This window comes from Pinirhizobacter soli (assembly GCF_015905305.1).
GTDB lineage: Bacteria > Pseudomonadota > Gammaproteobacteria > Xanthomonadales > Rhodanobacteraceae > Pinirhizobacter > Pinirhizobacter soli.
Genome location: NZ_JADZLQ010000001.1, coordinates 836,622 through 852,381 on the forward strand (window position 1 = coordinate 836,622; position 15,760 = coordinate 852,381).

The 15,760-nt window shown below is 65.3% G+C and carries 14 protein-coding genes; 5 read left to right on the top strand and 9 right to left on the bottom strand.

Going from position 1 to position 15,760, the window contains the following annotated elements; translation table 11 throughout:
- Positions 1–21: 21 nt before the first annotated feature.
- The 8 genes from NDK18_RS03365 to htpX all read right to left on the bottom strand — a co-directional run bounded on the left by NDK18_RS03365 (position 22) and on the right by htpX (position 10,146).
- Positions 22–3,120, bottom strand: a complete 3,099-nt coding sequence (locus NDK18_RS03365; protein WP_250627084.1) for an efflux RND transporter permease subunit — start codon at positions 3,118–3,120, stop codon at positions 22–24.
- A complete protein-coding gene (locus NDK18_RS03370; RefSeq protein ID WP_250625724.1) occupies positions 3,120–4,184 on the bottom strand; it encodes an efflux RND transporter periplasmic adaptor subunit in 1,065 nt (354 codons plus the stop codon). The genes NDK18_RS03365 and NDK18_RS03370 overlap by 1 nt, the downstream gene beginning before the upstream one ends.
- An 8-nt stretch (positions 4,185–4,192) precedes the next feature.
- Entirely contained in the window at positions 4,193–5,350 is a 1,158-nt protein-coding gene (locus NDK18_RS03375; protein WP_250627085.1) for a TolC family protein, read from the bottom strand.
- Between the two features lie 166 nt (positions 5,351–5,516).
- On the bottom strand, positions 5,517–5,852 hold the full coding sequence (locus NDK18_RS03380) for a hypothetical protein (RefSeq protein WP_250625722.1): 336 nt from the start codon (positions 5,850–5,852) through the stop codon (positions 5,517–5,519).
- A 47-nt stretch (positions 5,853–5,899) separates the two neighbouring features.
- Positions 5,900–6,307 carry an RNA-binding S4 domain-containing protein gene (locus NDK18_RS03385; protein WP_250625721.1) on the bottom strand — a complete coding sequence of 136 codons (408 nt, stop codon included), beginning with the start codon at positions 6,305–6,307 and terminating at the stop codon, positions 5,900–5,902.
- Positions 6,304–7,212, bottom strand: a complete 909-nt coding sequence (locus NDK18_RS03390) for an AEC family transporter (protein ID WP_250625720.1) — start codon at positions 7,210–7,212, stop codon at positions 6,304–6,306. Before NDK18_RS03390 ends, NDK18_RS03385 begins: the two co-directional genes overlap by 4 nt.
- Before the next feature lie 87 nt (positions 7,213–7,299).
- Positions 7,300–9,165, bottom strand: coding sequence for a molecular chaperone HtpG (gene htpG / locus NDK18_RS03395; RefSeq protein ID WP_250627086.1), 1,866 nt, complete (start codon positions 9,163–9,165; stop codon positions 7,300–7,302).
- Positions 9,166–9,258: 93 nt separating this feature from the next.
- The gene (gene htpX, locus NDK18_RS03400; protein WP_250627087.1) at positions 9,259–10,146 is read right to left on the bottom strand and encodes a protease HtpX; all 888 of its coding nucleotides are present in this window, start codon (positions 10,144–10,146) and stop codon (positions 9,259–9,261) included.
- 117 nt (positions 10,147–10,263) lie between these two features.
- Between htpX and gluQRS the strand changes: the two genes are divergently transcribed.
- The gene (gene gluQRS / locus NDK18_RS03405) at positions 10,264–11,124 is read left to right on the top strand and encodes a tRNA glutamyl-Q(34) synthetase GluQRS (protein WP_250627088.1); all 861 of its coding nucleotides are present in this window, start codon (positions 10,264–10,266) and stop codon (positions 11,122–11,124) included.
- Between the two features lie 52 nt (positions 11,125–11,176).
- Entirely contained in the window at positions 11,177–11,917 is a 741-nt protein-coding gene (gene phbB, locus NDK18_RS03410; RefSeq protein WP_250625716.1) for an acetoacetyl-CoA reductase, read from the top strand.
- 14 nt (positions 11,918–11,931) lie between these two features.
- Here phbB and tcdA read toward each other — a convergent pair whose 3' ends face one another.
- Positions 11,932–12,741, bottom strand: a complete 810-nt coding sequence (gene tcdA, locus NDK18_RS03415; RefSeq protein ID WP_250627089.1) for a tRNA cyclic N6-threonylcarbamoyladenosine(37) synthase TcdA — start codon at positions 12,739–12,741, stop codon at positions 11,932–11,934.
- Between the two features lie 94 nt (positions 12,742–12,835).
- Here tcdA and NDK18_RS03420 point away from each other — a divergent pair, with 94 nt between their 5' ends.
- The 3 genes from NDK18_RS03420 to NDK18_RS03430 are packed head-to-tail and all read left to right on the top strand — an operon-like array spanning position 12,836 to position 15,654.
- Complete coding sequence (locus NDK18_RS03420) at positions 12,836–13,225, top strand: cytochrome c (RefSeq protein ID WP_250627090.1); 390 nt, start codon at positions 12,836–12,838, stop codon at positions 13,223–13,225.
- 27 nt (positions 13,226–13,252) lie between these two features.
- A complete protein-coding gene (locus tag NDK18_RS03425; RefSeq protein ID WP_250625713.1) occupies positions 13,253–14,620 on the top strand; it encodes a sensor histidine kinase in 1,368 nt (455 codons plus the stop codon).
- Positions 14,617–15,654: a response regulator gene (locus NDK18_RS03430; RefSeq protein WP_250625712.1), complete on the top strand. Its 1,038-nt coding sequence runs from the start codon at positions 14,617–14,619 to the stop codon at positions 15,652–15,654. Before NDK18_RS03425 ends, NDK18_RS03430 begins: the two co-directional genes overlap by 4 nt.
- Positions 15,655–15,760 lie beyond the last annotated feature (106 nt).

Sequence of the window (15,760 nt, forward strand, 5' to 3'; positions counted from 1 at the left end):
CACTCCGACGCCTTTGCTTCTTCAGCGCGTGGACTTGCGCATCGCCCGCTCCTCGATCCATTCGTAGATCACTGGCAACAGCAGCAATGTGAGCAGCGTGGACGTTATCAGCCCGCCCACCACCACGGTCGCCAGTGGCCGTTGGGTTTCCGCGCCAACTCCGCGCGAGACAAGCATCGGCAGCAGCCCCAGAATGGCCACGCTTGCGGTCATCAGCACCGGCCGCAGGCGAAGCGCCGTGCCCTGCAACACCGCCTCGCGTGGCGACAGCCCGCGGGCCCGTTGCTGGTTCATGAAGGTCACCAGGACGATGCCGTTGAGCATGGCCACGCCGAATACAGCAATGAAACCGATGGCCGAAGGCACCGACAGGTACTGGCCGGTCAAGGCCAGCGCCACTACCCCGCCGATGGCCGCGAATGGCACGTTGGCGAGGATCAGCGCCGCGATCTTCAGGGAATTGAACGCCGCGTAGAGCAGCAGGAAGATGAAGAAGATCGTCGCCGGGACGATCAGTGCAAGCCGACCCAGCGCGCGCTGCTGGTTTTCGAAGGCGCCGCCCCAGGTGGTGGTGAAGCCGGGCGGAAGCGTCATTGCGGAAAGCGCCACGTTTGCATCGGCGACGAAGCCATCAACATCCCGGCCGCGCACATCCATGGTGATTACCGCATAGCGTTGCAGCTGCTCGCGTCGGATGAACGAATAACCCTCGGCCAGGTCCACCGACGCCACCTGCGCCAGACGGACGATCGCTCCGGTGGGCGTGCGCAGCGGCAACTGGGCGATGGCCTCGGGTGACGCCTTGTCGCCTGGGGGAAGCCCGACGGCGATATCGAAGCGGCGGACGCCTTCGATTAGGCTGGACACGGGTTCGCCGCCGATCCCCACGCGCACGACCGAGAGCACATCGTCGGCATTGAGGCCGTGCCGGGCCAGCGCGTCGCGATCGACGGCGATGCGTAATTGGGGCTTGCCGGCGTTGGCTTCCAGCGCAAGGTCGGTCACGCCGGGCACGCCCTTGAGGATCTCCTTCGCGCGTGCCGCGAGGGATTCGATCTGGCCCAGGTCATCGCCGTAGATCTTCAATGCAAGGGTGGCCCGCACCCCGGAGATGAGTTCCTCCACGCGCGACTGGATCGGCTGGGAATAGCTGACCACCGCCGTGGGCACGGCTGCCTCGATCACCGCCTGCATCTGCGCCTCGATCGATTCGAGCGTGCGTCCCGGCGCCCACTCATCGCGTCCTTTCAACGGCGTGAATATCTCCATGCTGTTGACGTCCACCGTCTCGCCTTTCTCGGCGCGCCCGATCATGGCAAGGGTAGTTTCAACCTCGGGAATGCCCGCTTTGACCGCGTCGGCGATCCGGCGCGAGACGGCGATGGATTCGTCCAGCGACGCAGAAGGAATCGAGGTAACGCGCCAGATGATCGATCCCTCGCGGAGCGTTGGAATGAATTCCTTGCCCAGGAAGGGAAATAGCGCCGCGCAACTGGCCAGGCCAGCAACGGCAGCGACGACCACGATGCGCCGGTGGCGCAGTGCATAGCCAAGCAGCGCCGCATGGACACGCTTGAACCACGCCATCATCCGCGTGTCTTTTTCCTCGCCGGGCCGGAGCAGGAAGGAAGCGAGCACCGGTACCAGGGTCAGTGCCAGCACCAGCGAGCCGCCCATGGCAAATGCGATGTTCATGGCCATCGGACGGAACATCTTGCCCTCGAGCCCCTCGAGGCTGAACAGCGGCATGAAGACCACGATGATGATGAGGATGGCGAAGGCCACGGGCGCTGCCACTTCGCGGCTGGCCTCTAGCACAGCGGCGGTGCGGTCGATCGTTCCACCGGCGGCGCGCTGCTCGGCGAGCAAACGATAGGCATTCTCCACCACCACGATGGCCCCGTCGATCATCATGCCGATGCCGATGGCAAGCCCAGCCAACGACATCAGATTGGCCGATAGTCCGGCCTGCCCCATGCCGATGAAGGCCATCAGCATGGCCAACGGAAGGGTGACCACGACCACCACCGCGCTGCGTATCTCCCCAAGAAAGAGGAACAGCACCACGGCAACCAGCACCGTGCCCTCGATGAGGGCGCGCACCGCCGTGCCCACGGCCGCGTCGACCAGGTCCGTGCGCTGGTAGACCGTCGACACACTAACCCCGTCGGCAAGCGTATCGGTCACCCTGGACAACCGCGCGCGGACCGCTTCCACCACGTTCCGCGCATTCTCGCCCGTGCGGGCCAGCGCTTGCCCCAGCACCACTTCGCGGCCATCACGGGTGACCGCGCCGCTGCGCGGGGCGCCCGCTTCCACCACCACAGCGACGTCGCGCATGAACACCGGCGCGCCTTCGGCGGTCTTCAGGACGATCGCGCCAATGTCATCGCCGTTGCGGAGCAGCCCCAGGCCACGCACCAGGTATTGTTCGCGCCCCACGTTAAGCACATTGCCACCGACCTGCGCATTATTGGCCTCAAGCGCGCGGGCGATGTCACCGAAGCTCAGGCCGTGGGCCACCAGTTTCGAAGGGTCCACCCGCACCTGGAACTGCTTCTGCTGGCCTCCCCACGACGTGATGTCGTCAACGCCGGGCGTTGTGCGCAATGCCAGCCGTATGGTCCAGTCCTGCAGCGTACGCAGGTCCATGTCACTGGGGGAGTCGCCATCACCACTGCGCTCGACGGTGTACCAGAGCACCTGGCCCAGCCCCGAGCTGTTGGGCCCGAGCTCGGGCTTGCCATAGCCAGCGGGCAACTCGGCGCCAACCTGCTGCAGGCGCTCGTTGACAAGCTGGCGCGCGAAGTAGATGTCGACCGCATCGTCGAAATTCACCGACACGTAGGAAAGGCCGAACAGGCTGACCGAGCGGATTTCCTGGACATCGGGCAGGCCGGCGAGGGCCGATTCGACCGGGGTGGTCAAGAGCTGCTCGACGTCCTCGGCGGCAAGCCCCGCGGACTCGGTGTACACATTCACCTGCACCGGGGTGACGTCTGGGAACGCGTCGATCGGAAGGCGCATCAGGGTCCTGACGCCGAAGGCGGCGACCAGGGCGAAGGCGATGAGCACCAGCAGGCGGTAGCGCAACGCGAAGGAGACGATCGCCCCAAGCATCATTCTTCTCCCAATTGCGAGCGCAGCAACCTGGCCTTGAGCTCGAATGCCCCGCTGGCAACATAGGGCGCACCCACGGCAAGGCCATCGTCGACCGGCGTCCAGCCGCCGCGGCTGGCCCCAGTCTTCACCGCGCGCGGTTCGAAGGTGTCGTTGCCGACGGGCACGAAGATGAAGCTTGAGTCCTTGATGAGCACGACGGCTTCGGTTGGTACTGCCAGCACGGCGCGTGCCTGCCCGACGGCAATCCGCGCATCGACCAATTCGCCCGCATGCAGGGCATCGTCGGCATTGTCCACGCGTATGCGCACCGGCACCGTCCTTGAGGTTTCATCGGCCGTATGGGCACGTTGCACCACGCGTCCAGCCAACTCGCGACCACCGACCAGGATGCGTGCAGATGCGCCGGTGTCGATGCGCGACGCATCCGACGGGACCACGCTGGCTTCGACCCATACCGAAGACTCGTCAGTGACGGTAAGCAACGTGCGGCCAGGCGCCACGCGCTCGCCAACCAGGAAATCATCGGTGGTGACCCTTCCCTTCGATGGCGAGTACAAAGCGAACCGGCCGTCGGCGCTGGCCGAACCGGCTTTGAGCAATGCGGATAACTGGCCCGGGGTCAAACCATAGGCAAGCAATTTCGATCTTGCCTGGTCGCGCTGGACCTTCGCCGTGAAATAGCGCCGCGCCGAAACCGCCTGCAGGCCCAGTGACTGCACGCGTTGCCAATCCTGCTCGCCCACGATCAGATCGCCCTGGGCCTGCGCCACTTCGATGCTGGCCAGCTCCACCAGGGGCTGACCCGCGGCCACTTCATCACCCAGGCGCGCTCGCCGGGCTACCACCTGCGCTTCCACGCGCGAGGTGACCAGGGTGCTGGCGTAGGCATTGGCGCGCACCTGGGCAGGTGCGCGCAATTCCTCGGCAAGCATTCGCGCTGATGCCTTGCGGACCACGATATTGGTGGACTTCACTGCCTCTGCATCCAATTGCAGCGGATTGTCCTCGGCCGCCCGGGCCGTCGACAGTAACAACGCGGCGATCATTGCCACACCGGTCATGCAAGCTTTCATTCGGTCGCTCCATCGTTGTCGCCGATCCATGCCATCAGTTGCCCGGACGCGGCCAGGTAGTCGAACCACGCCTGCACGGCATCACCTTGCAAGCGCGTCACCGACAAGGCGGTATCGAGTGATTGCCGCAATTGCAGCAGGTAGTCGGACGTGGTTATTTCGCCCGATTGCCAAAGGCGCTCGAGGATCGCCACGCGATCGTCGAAGGCGGCAGCGCGCGTGCCGCCGACGGCCGCGGCGGCCTCGCGCAGCGCTACATAACTCGTCCGCGCCGCCAGAGCGTCGGCGTCGGTGCGCATCTGCAGCGCCCGTACCTGGGCGCTGGCGGCGGCGGCCTCCGCGCTGGCGGCCGCCACCAGGTCACGGCCGTTGTTGCGCACCGGTAACGGAATGGAGACATTCAGGCCAATCAATGAATCATTTCGCCGTCCTGCGCGCGATGTGCCGGCGACGAGGCTAAGCGTGGGATCGGGACGACGCGCACGGTCGGCGACGGACACCGCCGCATCGGACGCGTCAGCCTGGGCCCTGGCCTGGGCAAGTTCGGGTAACGTGTCGATCATTGCTTGCTCGGTTGCGGGCGCCGGCAAACGACCGGCATTGATCACTGCATGCAAGGGCGCGGCGGGCACCGGCGCCACCGCCACGAGGTTGGCCACCGCGGCGGCTTCGTCTGCAAGCCTCGCGGCCTGGTCCACGCGTGCTTCGGCCAGCGCAAGGGAGGCAAGGTCGCGCTCGGGCGGCCCCACGTCGCCCACGGCGAGCTGTCGCGCGGCCAGTGCATCGAATCGTTCCAGGACCTGCACGCGGCGTTCACCAACCTGGCGCGCCAGCGAAGCAACATTCACCGCGGCGGACGTCTTGAGCCAGCGCAAGGTGACGTCCCGACGGGAGCGCTCGTAGCCGGCGCTGGCAACGCGCACGCCAGCATCAGCCTGGCGAGTTAAGGCCTTTCGTTTGCCGGTCACGTCCAACGTGATGCCCACGCCAACGCTCCGCTGCTGATTGTCGGCGTTCTGGATTCCTGCCTGCAGCTGGGGGTTGTATACCGGCAATGCCCCGGCGCGCGCGCGGGCGCGCGCCGCGTCGAGCATGGCACGAGCGGCCTCGACATCGGGACTGGACAGCCACAACGCACGAGCGGCGTCACGCACGGCGGCAGGCGCCACCTCGGATGGCTGGGGAAGGGACCCAGCCGCTCGCGCGAACGACGGGGAACAAGCTATCAAGGCGGCGCACGCGTACGCCGCAGGCATCAAGGCTCGCAAGGTATCTCTCCATCAAAGGGTGAAAGCGGCCGGGGGACCGAGGCTGATACGCCTAGACGATGGGAGGCCGGATCGGTGGATCGGTGGCGCGCGCGATGTAGCCCGAATCACACGCAGGATCGGTGCCCGCGGACGGCGCGGCGAGCAGCCGCGCGGCGAAGGCGCAAGCCGGCATGGCAGTCAAGCCGCAGTCGGCGTGGCAGCCGGTTTCACCGGTGGCGCAAGGGGTGTCGGCCACGATTGCCACGGCCGATGCACCATCAAGCGTGTCAGCGACCAGGCAAGTCGTACGGGTAAGCACGCCGTGGCCGGCAGCCAGCAAGGCAAGCAGGAACATCATCTGGAACCGGAACCAGAGGCCGCGTCGCATGTCGGGGCGATGAAACATCCAGGGATCTTATTGAGCGCCCGTGCCGTTAGACAATCACAATTTGCTCAATCCCTGATGGACTTCTTCAACCTCTGCAGGAGACGTCGGTCTTGCTTGTCCGGACGCCCTGGCGGACGTGGCGCGCCGGCATGCTGGCGACGCAGCGCGACCTCGGCCTGGCGGCGGGCTATGCTGCGTTCAGTCTCCACGTAAAGCAACGCGGCGTCGGGTGCCGGGCCCCTGCGCTCGGAAACGGCAAGTACCCGTACTTCGATGCGCTCGTTGCCCCGCGTCAACTCGAACACATCGCCGGCACGCACGGATCTGGCGGGTTTGACGGCGTGCCCGTTGAGATCGACCTTACCGCCATCGATCGCTTGCCTGGCGATCGAACGCGTCTTGTACATGCGCGCAGCCCAAAGCCACACGTCGGCACGTACCACACCATCTTCAGCGGCCGGGCTGGACGTCATCGCATCATCATCAACAAGGCGTTGCCGGCGGTGATGGTGAGCAACGACAACGCGATGCCCGCGCCCAGCACCGTGTTCCCCAGCCGCGGTTCGAGGTTGTACTGATCGGCAAGAATCGCGGCGGAAATCATCGGGGCCATGGCGGCCTGCAGCACCGCTACTACCAGCACCACGCCACCGTAACCACAGGCAAGTCCCAGCAGCAAGACCAGCACCGGGGCCAACATCAGCTTCCAGGCAAGTCCCAGCACAAGCGCGCCTGCTTGCCCAGCTTCCAGATGCAGGCGGAATTGCAGGCCCACCGAGAACAACGCCAGTGGCGTAAGGGTCCCTCCCACCTGCTCGAGCGCACCCTCAACGGTGGCCGGCCAGCCACCAAGCATGCCGATGGCCACGCCAAGCAACAGGGCCAGGAAGGCCGGGAAGGTGAACAGGCGACGCGCCATCACGGCAACCGACGGCTTCGAGCCGGAATACAGCGAGGCCACGGCGATACCTCCGATGGCCAGCAGGGGGAACGTTCCCAGTTGATCGGCCACCACGGCCACGGAAAGCCCCGGCGTGCCGTGCAGCGCCTGCATCATCGGGTAGCCCATGAACGAAGTGTTGCCAAGTCCGCACACCAGGGTGAGGCAACCGATGCGCGCTCTTGACCATCCCAGGAACCGACCCACCGTGGCGAACACCAGCCAGGCGCCGAAGAACACTACATAGGCACCGGCCGCAGGCAACCACAGCGATGGCTCAGGATGCAGGCGCGGAACGAGAGCCAGCACCAGGGCCGGCAGGGCGATATTGAGGACCCACCAGTTGATGCCGGGCACGATGCCCTCGGGAAGGCGGGCGAAGCGGCGGCACGCGATGCCCAGCAGCAGGCAAGCGAACAAGGTGACAAGGGGAGACATCAACCCATTATGCCAGTGCGGCGATGCCACTCATCGCGAGGGGAGCCGGATGATGTCCATCCCAGCTCCCCCCTAAGCGTGGGCGTATCAGCCCAATAACACACGGTTCATGCGGCGGACAAAGGAGGCGGGATCTTCCAGTTGCGCACCGGCGGTAATCTCCGCCTGTTCGAGCAGCAGCGCGGCAAGATCACCTGCCTTCGCATCGTCGCCCTCACCTTCCAGGCGCTGGACCAGCCGATGGCCAGGATTGATCTCCAGCGTCGGCTTGGCCGAGGGCATCTCGTGGCCGGCCTCGCGAAGCAGGCGCGCCAGGTGCGGGGCCATGTCGAAATCGGCCAGGGCCAGGCACGAGGGCGAATCGGTAAGGCGTGCCGACACGCGCACATCGCCAACACGCTCGCCCAGAAGTGCCTTGATGCGTTCGACCAGCGGCGCCGCCTGCTTGGAAGCCTCTTCCTGCTTCTGCTTGCCCGCTTCGTCCAACGGGAGTTCGCCCTTGGCCGCACTCTGGATCTTCTTGCCGGCGTATTCGGTGAGGTTGCCCAGCATCCATTCGTCGATGCGGTCGGACAGCAATAGCACCTCGATATCGCGGGCCTTGAGCACCTCCAGCTGCGGGCTGCCGGCAGCCGCGGTATGACTGTCGGCGGTGATGGCCCAGATCACGTCCTGGCCCACCTGCATGCGGCCGATGTAGTCATCGAGCGACACCACTTGGGCGGCACCCTCGCCCTTGGTCGAAGCAAAGCGCAGCAGCTTGGCAATGCGCTCGCGGTTGGCGCTGTCTTCGACGATGCCTTCCTTGAGCGTGTTGCCGAAAGCTTTCCAGAAGGTGGCGAATTTGTCGGCGTCGTCGCGGGCGAGTTTCTCGATGAGATCAAGCACGCGCTTGACGCAGGCGGCGCGGATCTTCTCCAGCTGGCGATTCTGCTGCAGGATCTCGCGGCTCACGTTCAGCGGCAGGTCGTCGGCATCCACCACGCCGCGCACGAAGCGCAGGTAGTTGGGCAACAGTTCGTCCGCGGCGTCCATGATAAAAACACGCTTGATGTACAGCTTCAGGCCCTTGCGCTCGTCGCGGCCGCCCATGGCCAGGTCGAATGGCGGCTGGCTGGGGAGGTAGAGCAGCGTGGTGAAGCTCTGGCTGCCCTCGACGCGGTTGTGCGTCCAGGTGAGCGCATCGTTGAAATCGTGACCCAGGGATTTATAGAAGCCCTGGTATTCGTCCTCGGTGATCTCCGACTTCGGGCGCGCCCACAGCGCGGAAGCGGCGTTGATGGTCTCGAACTCGCCGTCTTCGGGCTTGCCGTCCTTGTCCTTCGGTACGCGGATCGGGAAGGCGACATGGTCGGAGTACTTGCGAATGGTCTGGCGCAGCGTCCACGGGCGGAGGAATTCGTCTTCGTCAGCCTTCAGGTGCAGGATCACCGTGGTGCCGCGGGCAAGATCGGCTGCATCGTCGAGCGTGTACTCGCCCTTGCCGTCGCTTTCCCACTTCACGCCCTCGTCGCTGCCGGCGCGGCGGCTGAGCACAGTGACCCGATCGGCCACCACGAACGCCGAATAGAAGCCCACGCCGAACTGGCCGATCAGGCGGGCATCGTTTTTCTGCTCGCCCGAGAGCGCTTCCAGGTAACGGCGCGTGCCGGAGCTGGCGACGGTGCCGATGTTGGCGATCACCTCGTCGCGGCTCATGCCGATGCCGTTGTCGCGCACGCTTACCGTGCGGGCGTCGGGGTCCCAGCTGACCTCGATGCGCAGTTCGGAATCTTCCGCGGCCAGGGAGGGATTGGCCAGGGACTCGAAACGCAGCTTGTCGCAGGCGTCGGAGGCGTTGGAGATCAGCTCGCGCAGGAAGATCTCCTTGTGCGAGTACAACGAATGGGTGACCAGGTGCAGGACCTGGGCGACTTCAGCTTCGAAGCGGCGGGTTTCGGTACCGGTGGTCATGGGTGATATGCAACCTTGCAGATGTTGATGAAAAGAAGAGGCCGCGGCGCCTGGCGAATCGCCGCGGCCCTTCGGTACTGTTGGCCCGCTAGTTTACGCCGCGCGCTGCAGGGCTGCGATGCGCTCGGGCAGCGGCGGATGGCTCATGAAGAGCTTCTTCAGCCCCTCGGCAAGCGGCCCGGCGATGCCAAAGGCCGCGATCGTCTGCGGCAAGGTGGACTCGCCGTGGTTGGCGGCCAGGCGCTGGAGGGCCGAAACCATCGATGCGCGGCCGGCGAGGTTCGCGCCCGCGGCATCGGCGCGGAATTCGCGCCAGCGCGAGAACGCGGCCACGATCATCGAGGCAAACAGACCAAAGACCAGCTGCAGCACCATCACCACCACGAAGTATCCGATGCCGCCACCGCCATCGCGATCGCGTCCGCCGGACATCCAGCTGTCCACCACGCGGCCGACGATGCGCGCCAGCACGATCACCAGCGTGTTCAATACGCCCTGGACCAGGGTGAGGGTCACCATGTCTCCGTTGGCGACGTGGCCGATCTCATGGCCAAGCACCGCGGACACCTGTTCGCGGTCCATCTGCTGCAGCAGGCCCGTGCTGACCGCCACCAGCGCGCTGTTGCGGCTCATGCCGGTGGCGAAGGCGTTCATCTCCGGGGCGTCGTAGATGGCCACTTCCGGCATGCCGATGCCGGCTTTCTCCGCATGTCTGCGCACGGTGGCCAGCAGCCAGCGCTCGGTGTCGTTGCGCGGTTCGGTGATCACCTGGGCGCCGGTGGACATCTTGGCCAGCCACTTGGACATGGCCAGCGAAATGAACGCGCCGCCCATGCCGAAGACGGCGGCGAAGGCCAGCAGTCCGCCAAGGCCTACGCCCTGGCGCGCTGCCCATTCATCAATGCCGAAAAGGCGGCAGACCACCGACAACAGCAACAGGACGGCGATGTTGGTACCAAGGAAAAGGGCAATGCGAAGCACGTGGTTTTCTCTCCTGCGTCCGTGGATAGAGGGAAGACCATTTCTGTGGGCTGCGGTTCCTCGTTTCAAGGTGAATGCCCTTCCCCATCTTGCTGTCGCGGCAGGTAAAATTGCCCGATGAGCTACCGCGGCCGCTTCGCCCCCTCGCCCACCGGCGACCTCCACGAAGGATCACTGCTGGCCGCCGTGGCCAGTTGGCTGCGGGCACGCCAGCAAGGCGGGACATGGCTTGTGCGCGTGGACGATATCGACCCGCCGCGCGAGGTGCCTGGGTCGACGGCGTCGATCCTGTCCACCCTGGCGTCGCTGGCGCTGCACCCGGACGAACCGGTGTGGTTGCAGTCGACGCGCGAAGGCGCCTATCGCGATGCTTTCCAGAGCCTGCGAGCTGGCGGGCTGGTGTACGAGTGCTGGTGCTCGCGCGCGGATCTCGCTGCCGGTGGCGGCGTCCACCATGGTTCCTGCCTGTCGCCGCCGCGCGACAGGCAGCCCGCCTGGCGCCTGCGCGTTGGCGATGCGGTGATCGCCTGGCACGACTTGGTGGCCGGCAGGCAAACTTGGCCGGTGGCCGATGGCGGCGATTTCGTCGTGCTGCGTGCCGACCGCTTGTGGTCGTACCAGCTTGCCTGTGCGGTGGATGACGCGGCGCAAGGCATCAGCGAGGTGGTGCGCGGGCGCGACCTGATCGACTCCACGCCACGCCAGATCCTTTTACAGCGCCTGTTGGGCCTGCCGGCGCCTGCGTATGCCCACCTTCCCCTGCTGGTGGATGCGAGCGGCGGCAAGCTTGCCAAGTCCACCCGAGCGCCTGCCGTCGACGCCGATGGCCTGCCGGCCCTGCGCCGGACGCTCACGCGCCTGGGCCTCCCCGGCGCGCCCGATTCGGATGCCGCCACGATGCTTTGCTGGGCCTTGCCACGGTTTGACCTGGCTTCACTCACGGGCAAAGTAGCCATCCATATGGCCGAACCGTTATAACGTCGGATCAACCGGCGTTCGCCGGACCAAACATTCCTAGGAAACAGCTCCAATGACGCAACGCACGGCCCTGGTCACCGGCGGCACCGGTGGCATCGGCACCGCCCTGGTCAGGCATCTGATCGACCAGGGGCATCGCGTTGCCAGCAATTACCGCGACCGCGACAAGGCCCAGGCCTGGGGCCAGCGCATGCGCGAACTCGGTTACGAAGTCACCCTGGTGCATGGCGACGTTTCGGACAACGCCTCAAGCCAGGCCATGGTCGAGGAAGTGGAGGCCGCCCTCGGGCCGATCGACATCCTGGTCAACAACGCCGGCATCACCCGCGACAGCACCTTCCATAAGATGGACTACCAGCAGTGGAGCGAGGTGGTGCAGACCAACCTGAACGCCTGCTTCAACGTCACCCGGCCGATCATCGAGGGCATGCGTGCGCGGCGCTGGGGCCGGATCGTGCAGATCAGTTCGGTGAACGGCCAGAAGGGCCAGTACGGCCAGGCGAACTACGCCGCGGCCAAGGCCGGCATCCACGGTTTCACCATTTCCCTGGCGCTGGAAAACGCCCGTTACGGCATCACCGTGAACACCGTGTCGCCCGGCTACATCGCCACCGACATGGTCAAGGCCGTACCTCTGGAAGTGCGTGAGAAGATCGTGGCGCAGATCCCGATGGGCCGGATGGGCCATCCCGATGAAGTTGCCCGCGCGGTGACGTTCCTCACCGCGCAGGAATCGGAATGGATCACCGGCGCCAACCTCGCCATCAATGGCGGGCACTACATGGGCTGGTAGCGACGCTACACCCGTTACCTGGCCAGGAGTTTTTCCAGGATCTTGCCCACCGCCGCAAAGGCGAAGGTGCCCGTGACATGTGTGGCCGCGCCCAGGCCGCCGCCACAATCGAGCTTCAGCGCATCGCCGCCTTCCGGGCGGGTACCGCACACGCTGCCGTCCGCCTGCGGGTATTGCACGTTCTGCAGCGAATACACCGCCGATACGCCGAAGTAGCGATCGGCGTTTTTCGGGAAGCCGAACTCCTGGCGGAGTTTCTTCCGGACCAGGCTGAACATGGCATCGTGTTCGGTGCGCGAGAGGTCGCGCACGCGCACCTGGGTGGGGTCGGTACGGCCACCGGCCGAACCCACCGTCACCGTGGGGATCTTCCGCCGGCGGCACCAGGCGATGGCTTCGACCTTCACCCGGAACGCATCGCAGGCGTCGAGCACCGCGTCGTAGCCGCGACCGAGGAGTTCATCCAGCGTGCCGGTGGTGAGGAACTGCTCCACTGGATCGACCACGATATCCGGGTTGATCGCGCGCAACCGCTCGGCCACCACCTGCACCTTGCTGCGGCCGTACTGGCCGTCCAGGGCATGCGACTGGCGATTGGTATTGGAAAGGCAGATGTCGTCGGCGTCGATCAGGGTGATCCTTCCTACGCCTGACCTTGCCAGTGCCTCGGCCGCCCACGAACCCACCCCGCCCACGCCCACCACGCAGACATGGGCCTCAACCAGGCGGGAAAGGGAGCCCGCGCCATACAGGCGCTCGATGCCGGCGAAGCGTTCGTACGCGGTGGCGGCCGGGGGCGCGAGGGCCAATGAGGGAACTGACATCAGGGTATCCGCTTAATGCATTGAATGGATTATATTTCAAAGCGAAAGTTACGGCGGTCGGATATGCTTGGCTTCGTTGCTACGGAGGGAAACCATGCGAGCCATCATCCTTTTGGTCATTGGTCTGGCCGTTGGCGCCATCGCCGCTTCCTATGCGGCCAATACGATGGCGGCGCGCCATGCCTATACAAGGGGTGTCATGGCCATCATGGGGCACCACGTCTCGGCACTGGGAGCCCAGGCCAAGGCCGGCCAGTGTCGTGCCGACGCAAGCCTGGACCACCTCCGCCGCATCAATGGCGCCGCCGCCGAAATTGAACCGGCCTTCGCCGGCGCCGATCCTGACTTCTTCAAGCATGCCCATGCGCTCACCGATGCTGCGGCCACCACCCTTGCCAACCCGCCCGCGGACTGCCCGGCACTGAAGCTGGCGATGGCGAAAGTGGGGGAAACCTGCAAGAGTTGCCACGAGCTTTATCGCTAGGCATTCCCAAGGAAGCCTTGCCCACGGATGAAACCGCCCGTCCAACGCTCTTCCGGGCCGCTGCGCTTCCTGCGCATGCGGGCGTGGCTGCTGTACCGCGCGCTGACGCGGTTCGAGACCACGATGTTCGCGCGCACCCGCTACTCGCAACCGAAGATGGTGGCGATCGGCGTGGTCGGCGCGCTCAGCCTGATGTTCTACTACCCGATCTGGGCGTGGCTGTTCCCGCAGCCCTATGAGAATTTCGGCCTGCGCCTGGCCTGTAGCGTGCTGTTCGTCCCGCTTGCCCTGCTGCCGTGGTGGCCCCGGCGCACCCGTGCGTGGCTGCCCAGCTACTGGTACACGGTGATGACCATCTGCATGCCCTTCTTCGTGGGCTACATGACGCTGCGCAACGGCACGGCCGTGTGGCTGATGACCCACCTGGCGGTGATCATGCTGCTGATGATGCTGTTCGACGTGTCCAGCTTCGTGCTGGTGTTCGTGGTCGGCAGCCTGATGGCCGCGGTGGCCTACCTGGTCACCCCTCACCTGCCCTTCAACTCGGCAGCATTCATCGAGTACATCCCGCTCCTGATGTTCGCCATGGCGGGCGGTGCGGTGTGCACGGTGTCCGCGTCGATGGCCGAGCAGAACCGGCTGGACGCCCTCACAGCCGCGTCGAACAACATCGCCCACGAACTCCGCACCCCGCTGGGCTCGGTCCGCATCGCCGCCCAGGCCGTGCGCCGTTACCTGCCGGATCTGCTGCAAAGTCACAAGATGGCGCTCGAAGCGGGCCTGTCGGTGGCCGAATTGCGCGGCAACCACCTGATGGCGCTGGAACGCAGCATCGGCATCATGGAGCGGGAGGTGGAGTACTCCAACACCATCATCGACATGCTGCTGCTGGCCGCCCGGCCGATCGGCGAGGTGCGCCCGACGGAGCTTTCCGCCCTGGCATGCGTGGAACAGGCGCTCAACCGGTATCCTTACGGCTCCCGGGGCGAACGGGAGCGGGTCCGCCTGGAGGCGGCCGGGGATTTCCTGTTCATGGGCGTGGAAAGCCTGCTGGTCCACGTGATCTTCAACCTGGTGCGCAATGCCCTTTTGCACACCGGGCGCGCCGGCAAGGGTGTCATCCGGATCTATATCGAGCCGGGTGCCGAAGACCACGTGATCCGGGTCCACGATACGGGTCCCGGCATCCCGCCGGACGTCCTGCCGCGCATCTTCAACCGATTCTATTCACATTCGGACGATAAACATGGCGTGGACGGCTTAGGGATCGGGCTCGCTTTTTCCCGCGCAGCCATGGAGCATATGGGCGGGACCATCCGATGCAGTTCTCGCTGGGGGGAATTCACCGAGTTCACCCTGACCTTTCCTCCACCCGATCCCGAACGGCAACCATGACGCTCAACGTGCAGGGTGATATCCAGCCCTTCCACTTCCCGACCACGACGGTCCTGGTGGACGACCACGAGGAATACCTCGATGTCGTGCCGCTTTTGCTCGACCCGATGCTGCGCGTGCGGACGTATTCCTCACCGCGGCAGGCGTTGGCGACGCTGGGCAATAATGGCAGCCGGCCGGTGCCCGGGGGTGGCTGGCTGTACCGCTGGAAGGATCGGCCGTCGGATACGCAGGAACTGGTCGCACTGGATATCGATTCCATCCACCGGGTGGTTTACGACCCGGAGCGTTTCGCCGAGGTGTCCGTGGTCGTGGTCGATCAGGTCATGCCCGAGATGGACGGCATTACATTTTGCAAGCGTTTGCCGAATCCGCATGTAGGAAAAATCTTGCTTACGGGCCGGGCCGACGATGCCACCGCGATCGAGGCCTTCAATGCGGGGATCATCGACCGGTTCATCCGCAAGAACGATCCGGCCGCCATCGACAAGCTGCAGACCGCCATCGTGGAACTGCAGCGCCGGTACTTCGACCGCGCCAGCGCCTTCGTGGCCGAGACCCTCGCCCTGGGCAACTTCCGGTTCCTGCGCGACCCTGCCTTCCGCGAAGTACTGCAGGGCATTACCGCCACCTTCCAGCCGGTGGAATGCTACGTGCACTGCAATCCCACGGGCCTGTTGCTGCTCGACGCCTGGGGCATCGGTCGCTTCCTGCTGGTACAGACCGACGAAGACCTCCGCGCCCATTACGAGATCGCCGCCGACCTCGGCGCCCCGCCCTCCTTGCTCGAAGCCCTGCGTGGTGGCGAGGCGCTGCCCTGGTTCCCCTCGCGCGACGGCTTCTATCACAAGAGCCTGGAAAACCCGGAAGCCAGCCTCTATCCATCCACGGCGATTTCCGGCGAGCAGTGGTACTACTACGCGTTGATCGACCACGTTGAACGCTTCCGCCTGCAGCACGTGAAGTCGTACCGAAGCTGGCTGCGCGAGCAGGATCTCAACGCCTCCATAAGCCACGCGCCGAAGCTGATCTGAAGTTAAGGCCGCGCTGACCGCGAAACGACAAGTTACCGTTTTTTTACCCGGAAGAAAACGCAAGCGATGCGAATCGTCTGATATTTTACCGGTTGCAATGGAAATC

What these genes read in the sequence shown, in the direction of transcription:
- NDK18_RS03365 (WP_250627084.1), bottom strand. Translation starts at nt 3,120, where the DNA reads ATGCTTGGGGCGATCGTCTCCTTCGCGTTGCGCTACCGCCTGCTGGTG.
- NDK18_RS03370 (WP_250625724.1), bottom strand. Translation starts at nt 4,184, where the DNA reads ATGACCGGTGTGGCAATGATCGCCGCGTTGTTACTGTCGACGGCCCGG.
- NDK18_RS03380 (WP_250625722.1), bottom strand. Translation starts at nt 5,852, where the DNA reads ATGTTTCATCGCCCCGACATGCGACGCGGCCTCTGGTTCCGGTTCCAG.
- NDK18_RS03385 (WP_250625721.1), bottom strand. Translation starts at nt 6,307, where the DNA reads ATGACGTCCAGCCCGGCCGCTGAAGATGGTGTGGTACGTGCCGACGTG.
- NDK18_RS03390 (WP_250625720.1), bottom strand. Translation starts at nt 7,212, where the DNA reads ATGTCTCCCCTTGTCACCTTGTTCGCTTGCCTGCTGCTGGGCATCGCG.
- htpG (WP_250627086.1), bottom strand. Translation starts at nt 9,165, where the DNA reads ATGACCACCGGTACCGAAACCCGCCGCTTCGAAGCTGAAGTCGCCCAG.
- gluQRS (WP_250627088.1), top strand. Translation starts at nt 10,264, where the DNA reads ATGAGCTACCGCGGCCGCTTCGCCCCCTCGCCCACCGGCGACCTCCAC.
- phbB (WP_250625716.1), top strand. Translation starts at nt 11,177, where the DNA reads ATGACGCAACGCACGGCCCTGGTCACCGGCGGCACCGGTGGCATCGGC.
- tcdA (WP_250627089.1), bottom strand. Translation starts at nt 12,741, where the DNA reads ATGTCAGTTCCCTCATTGGCCCTCGCGCCCCCGGCCGCCACCGCGTAC.
- NDK18_RS03420 (WP_250627090.1), top strand. Translation starts at nt 12,836, where the DNA reads ATGCGAGCCATCATCCTTTTGGTCATTGGTCTGGCCGTTGGCGCCATC.
- NDK18_RS03425 (WP_250625713.1), top strand. Translation starts at nt 13,253, where the DNA reads ATGAAACCGCCCGTCCAACGCTCTTCCGGGCCGCTGCGCTTCCTGCGC.
- NDK18_RS03430 (WP_250625712.1), top strand. Translation starts at nt 14,617, where the DNA reads ATGACGCTCAACGTGCAGGGTGATATCCAGCCCTTCCACTTCCCGACC.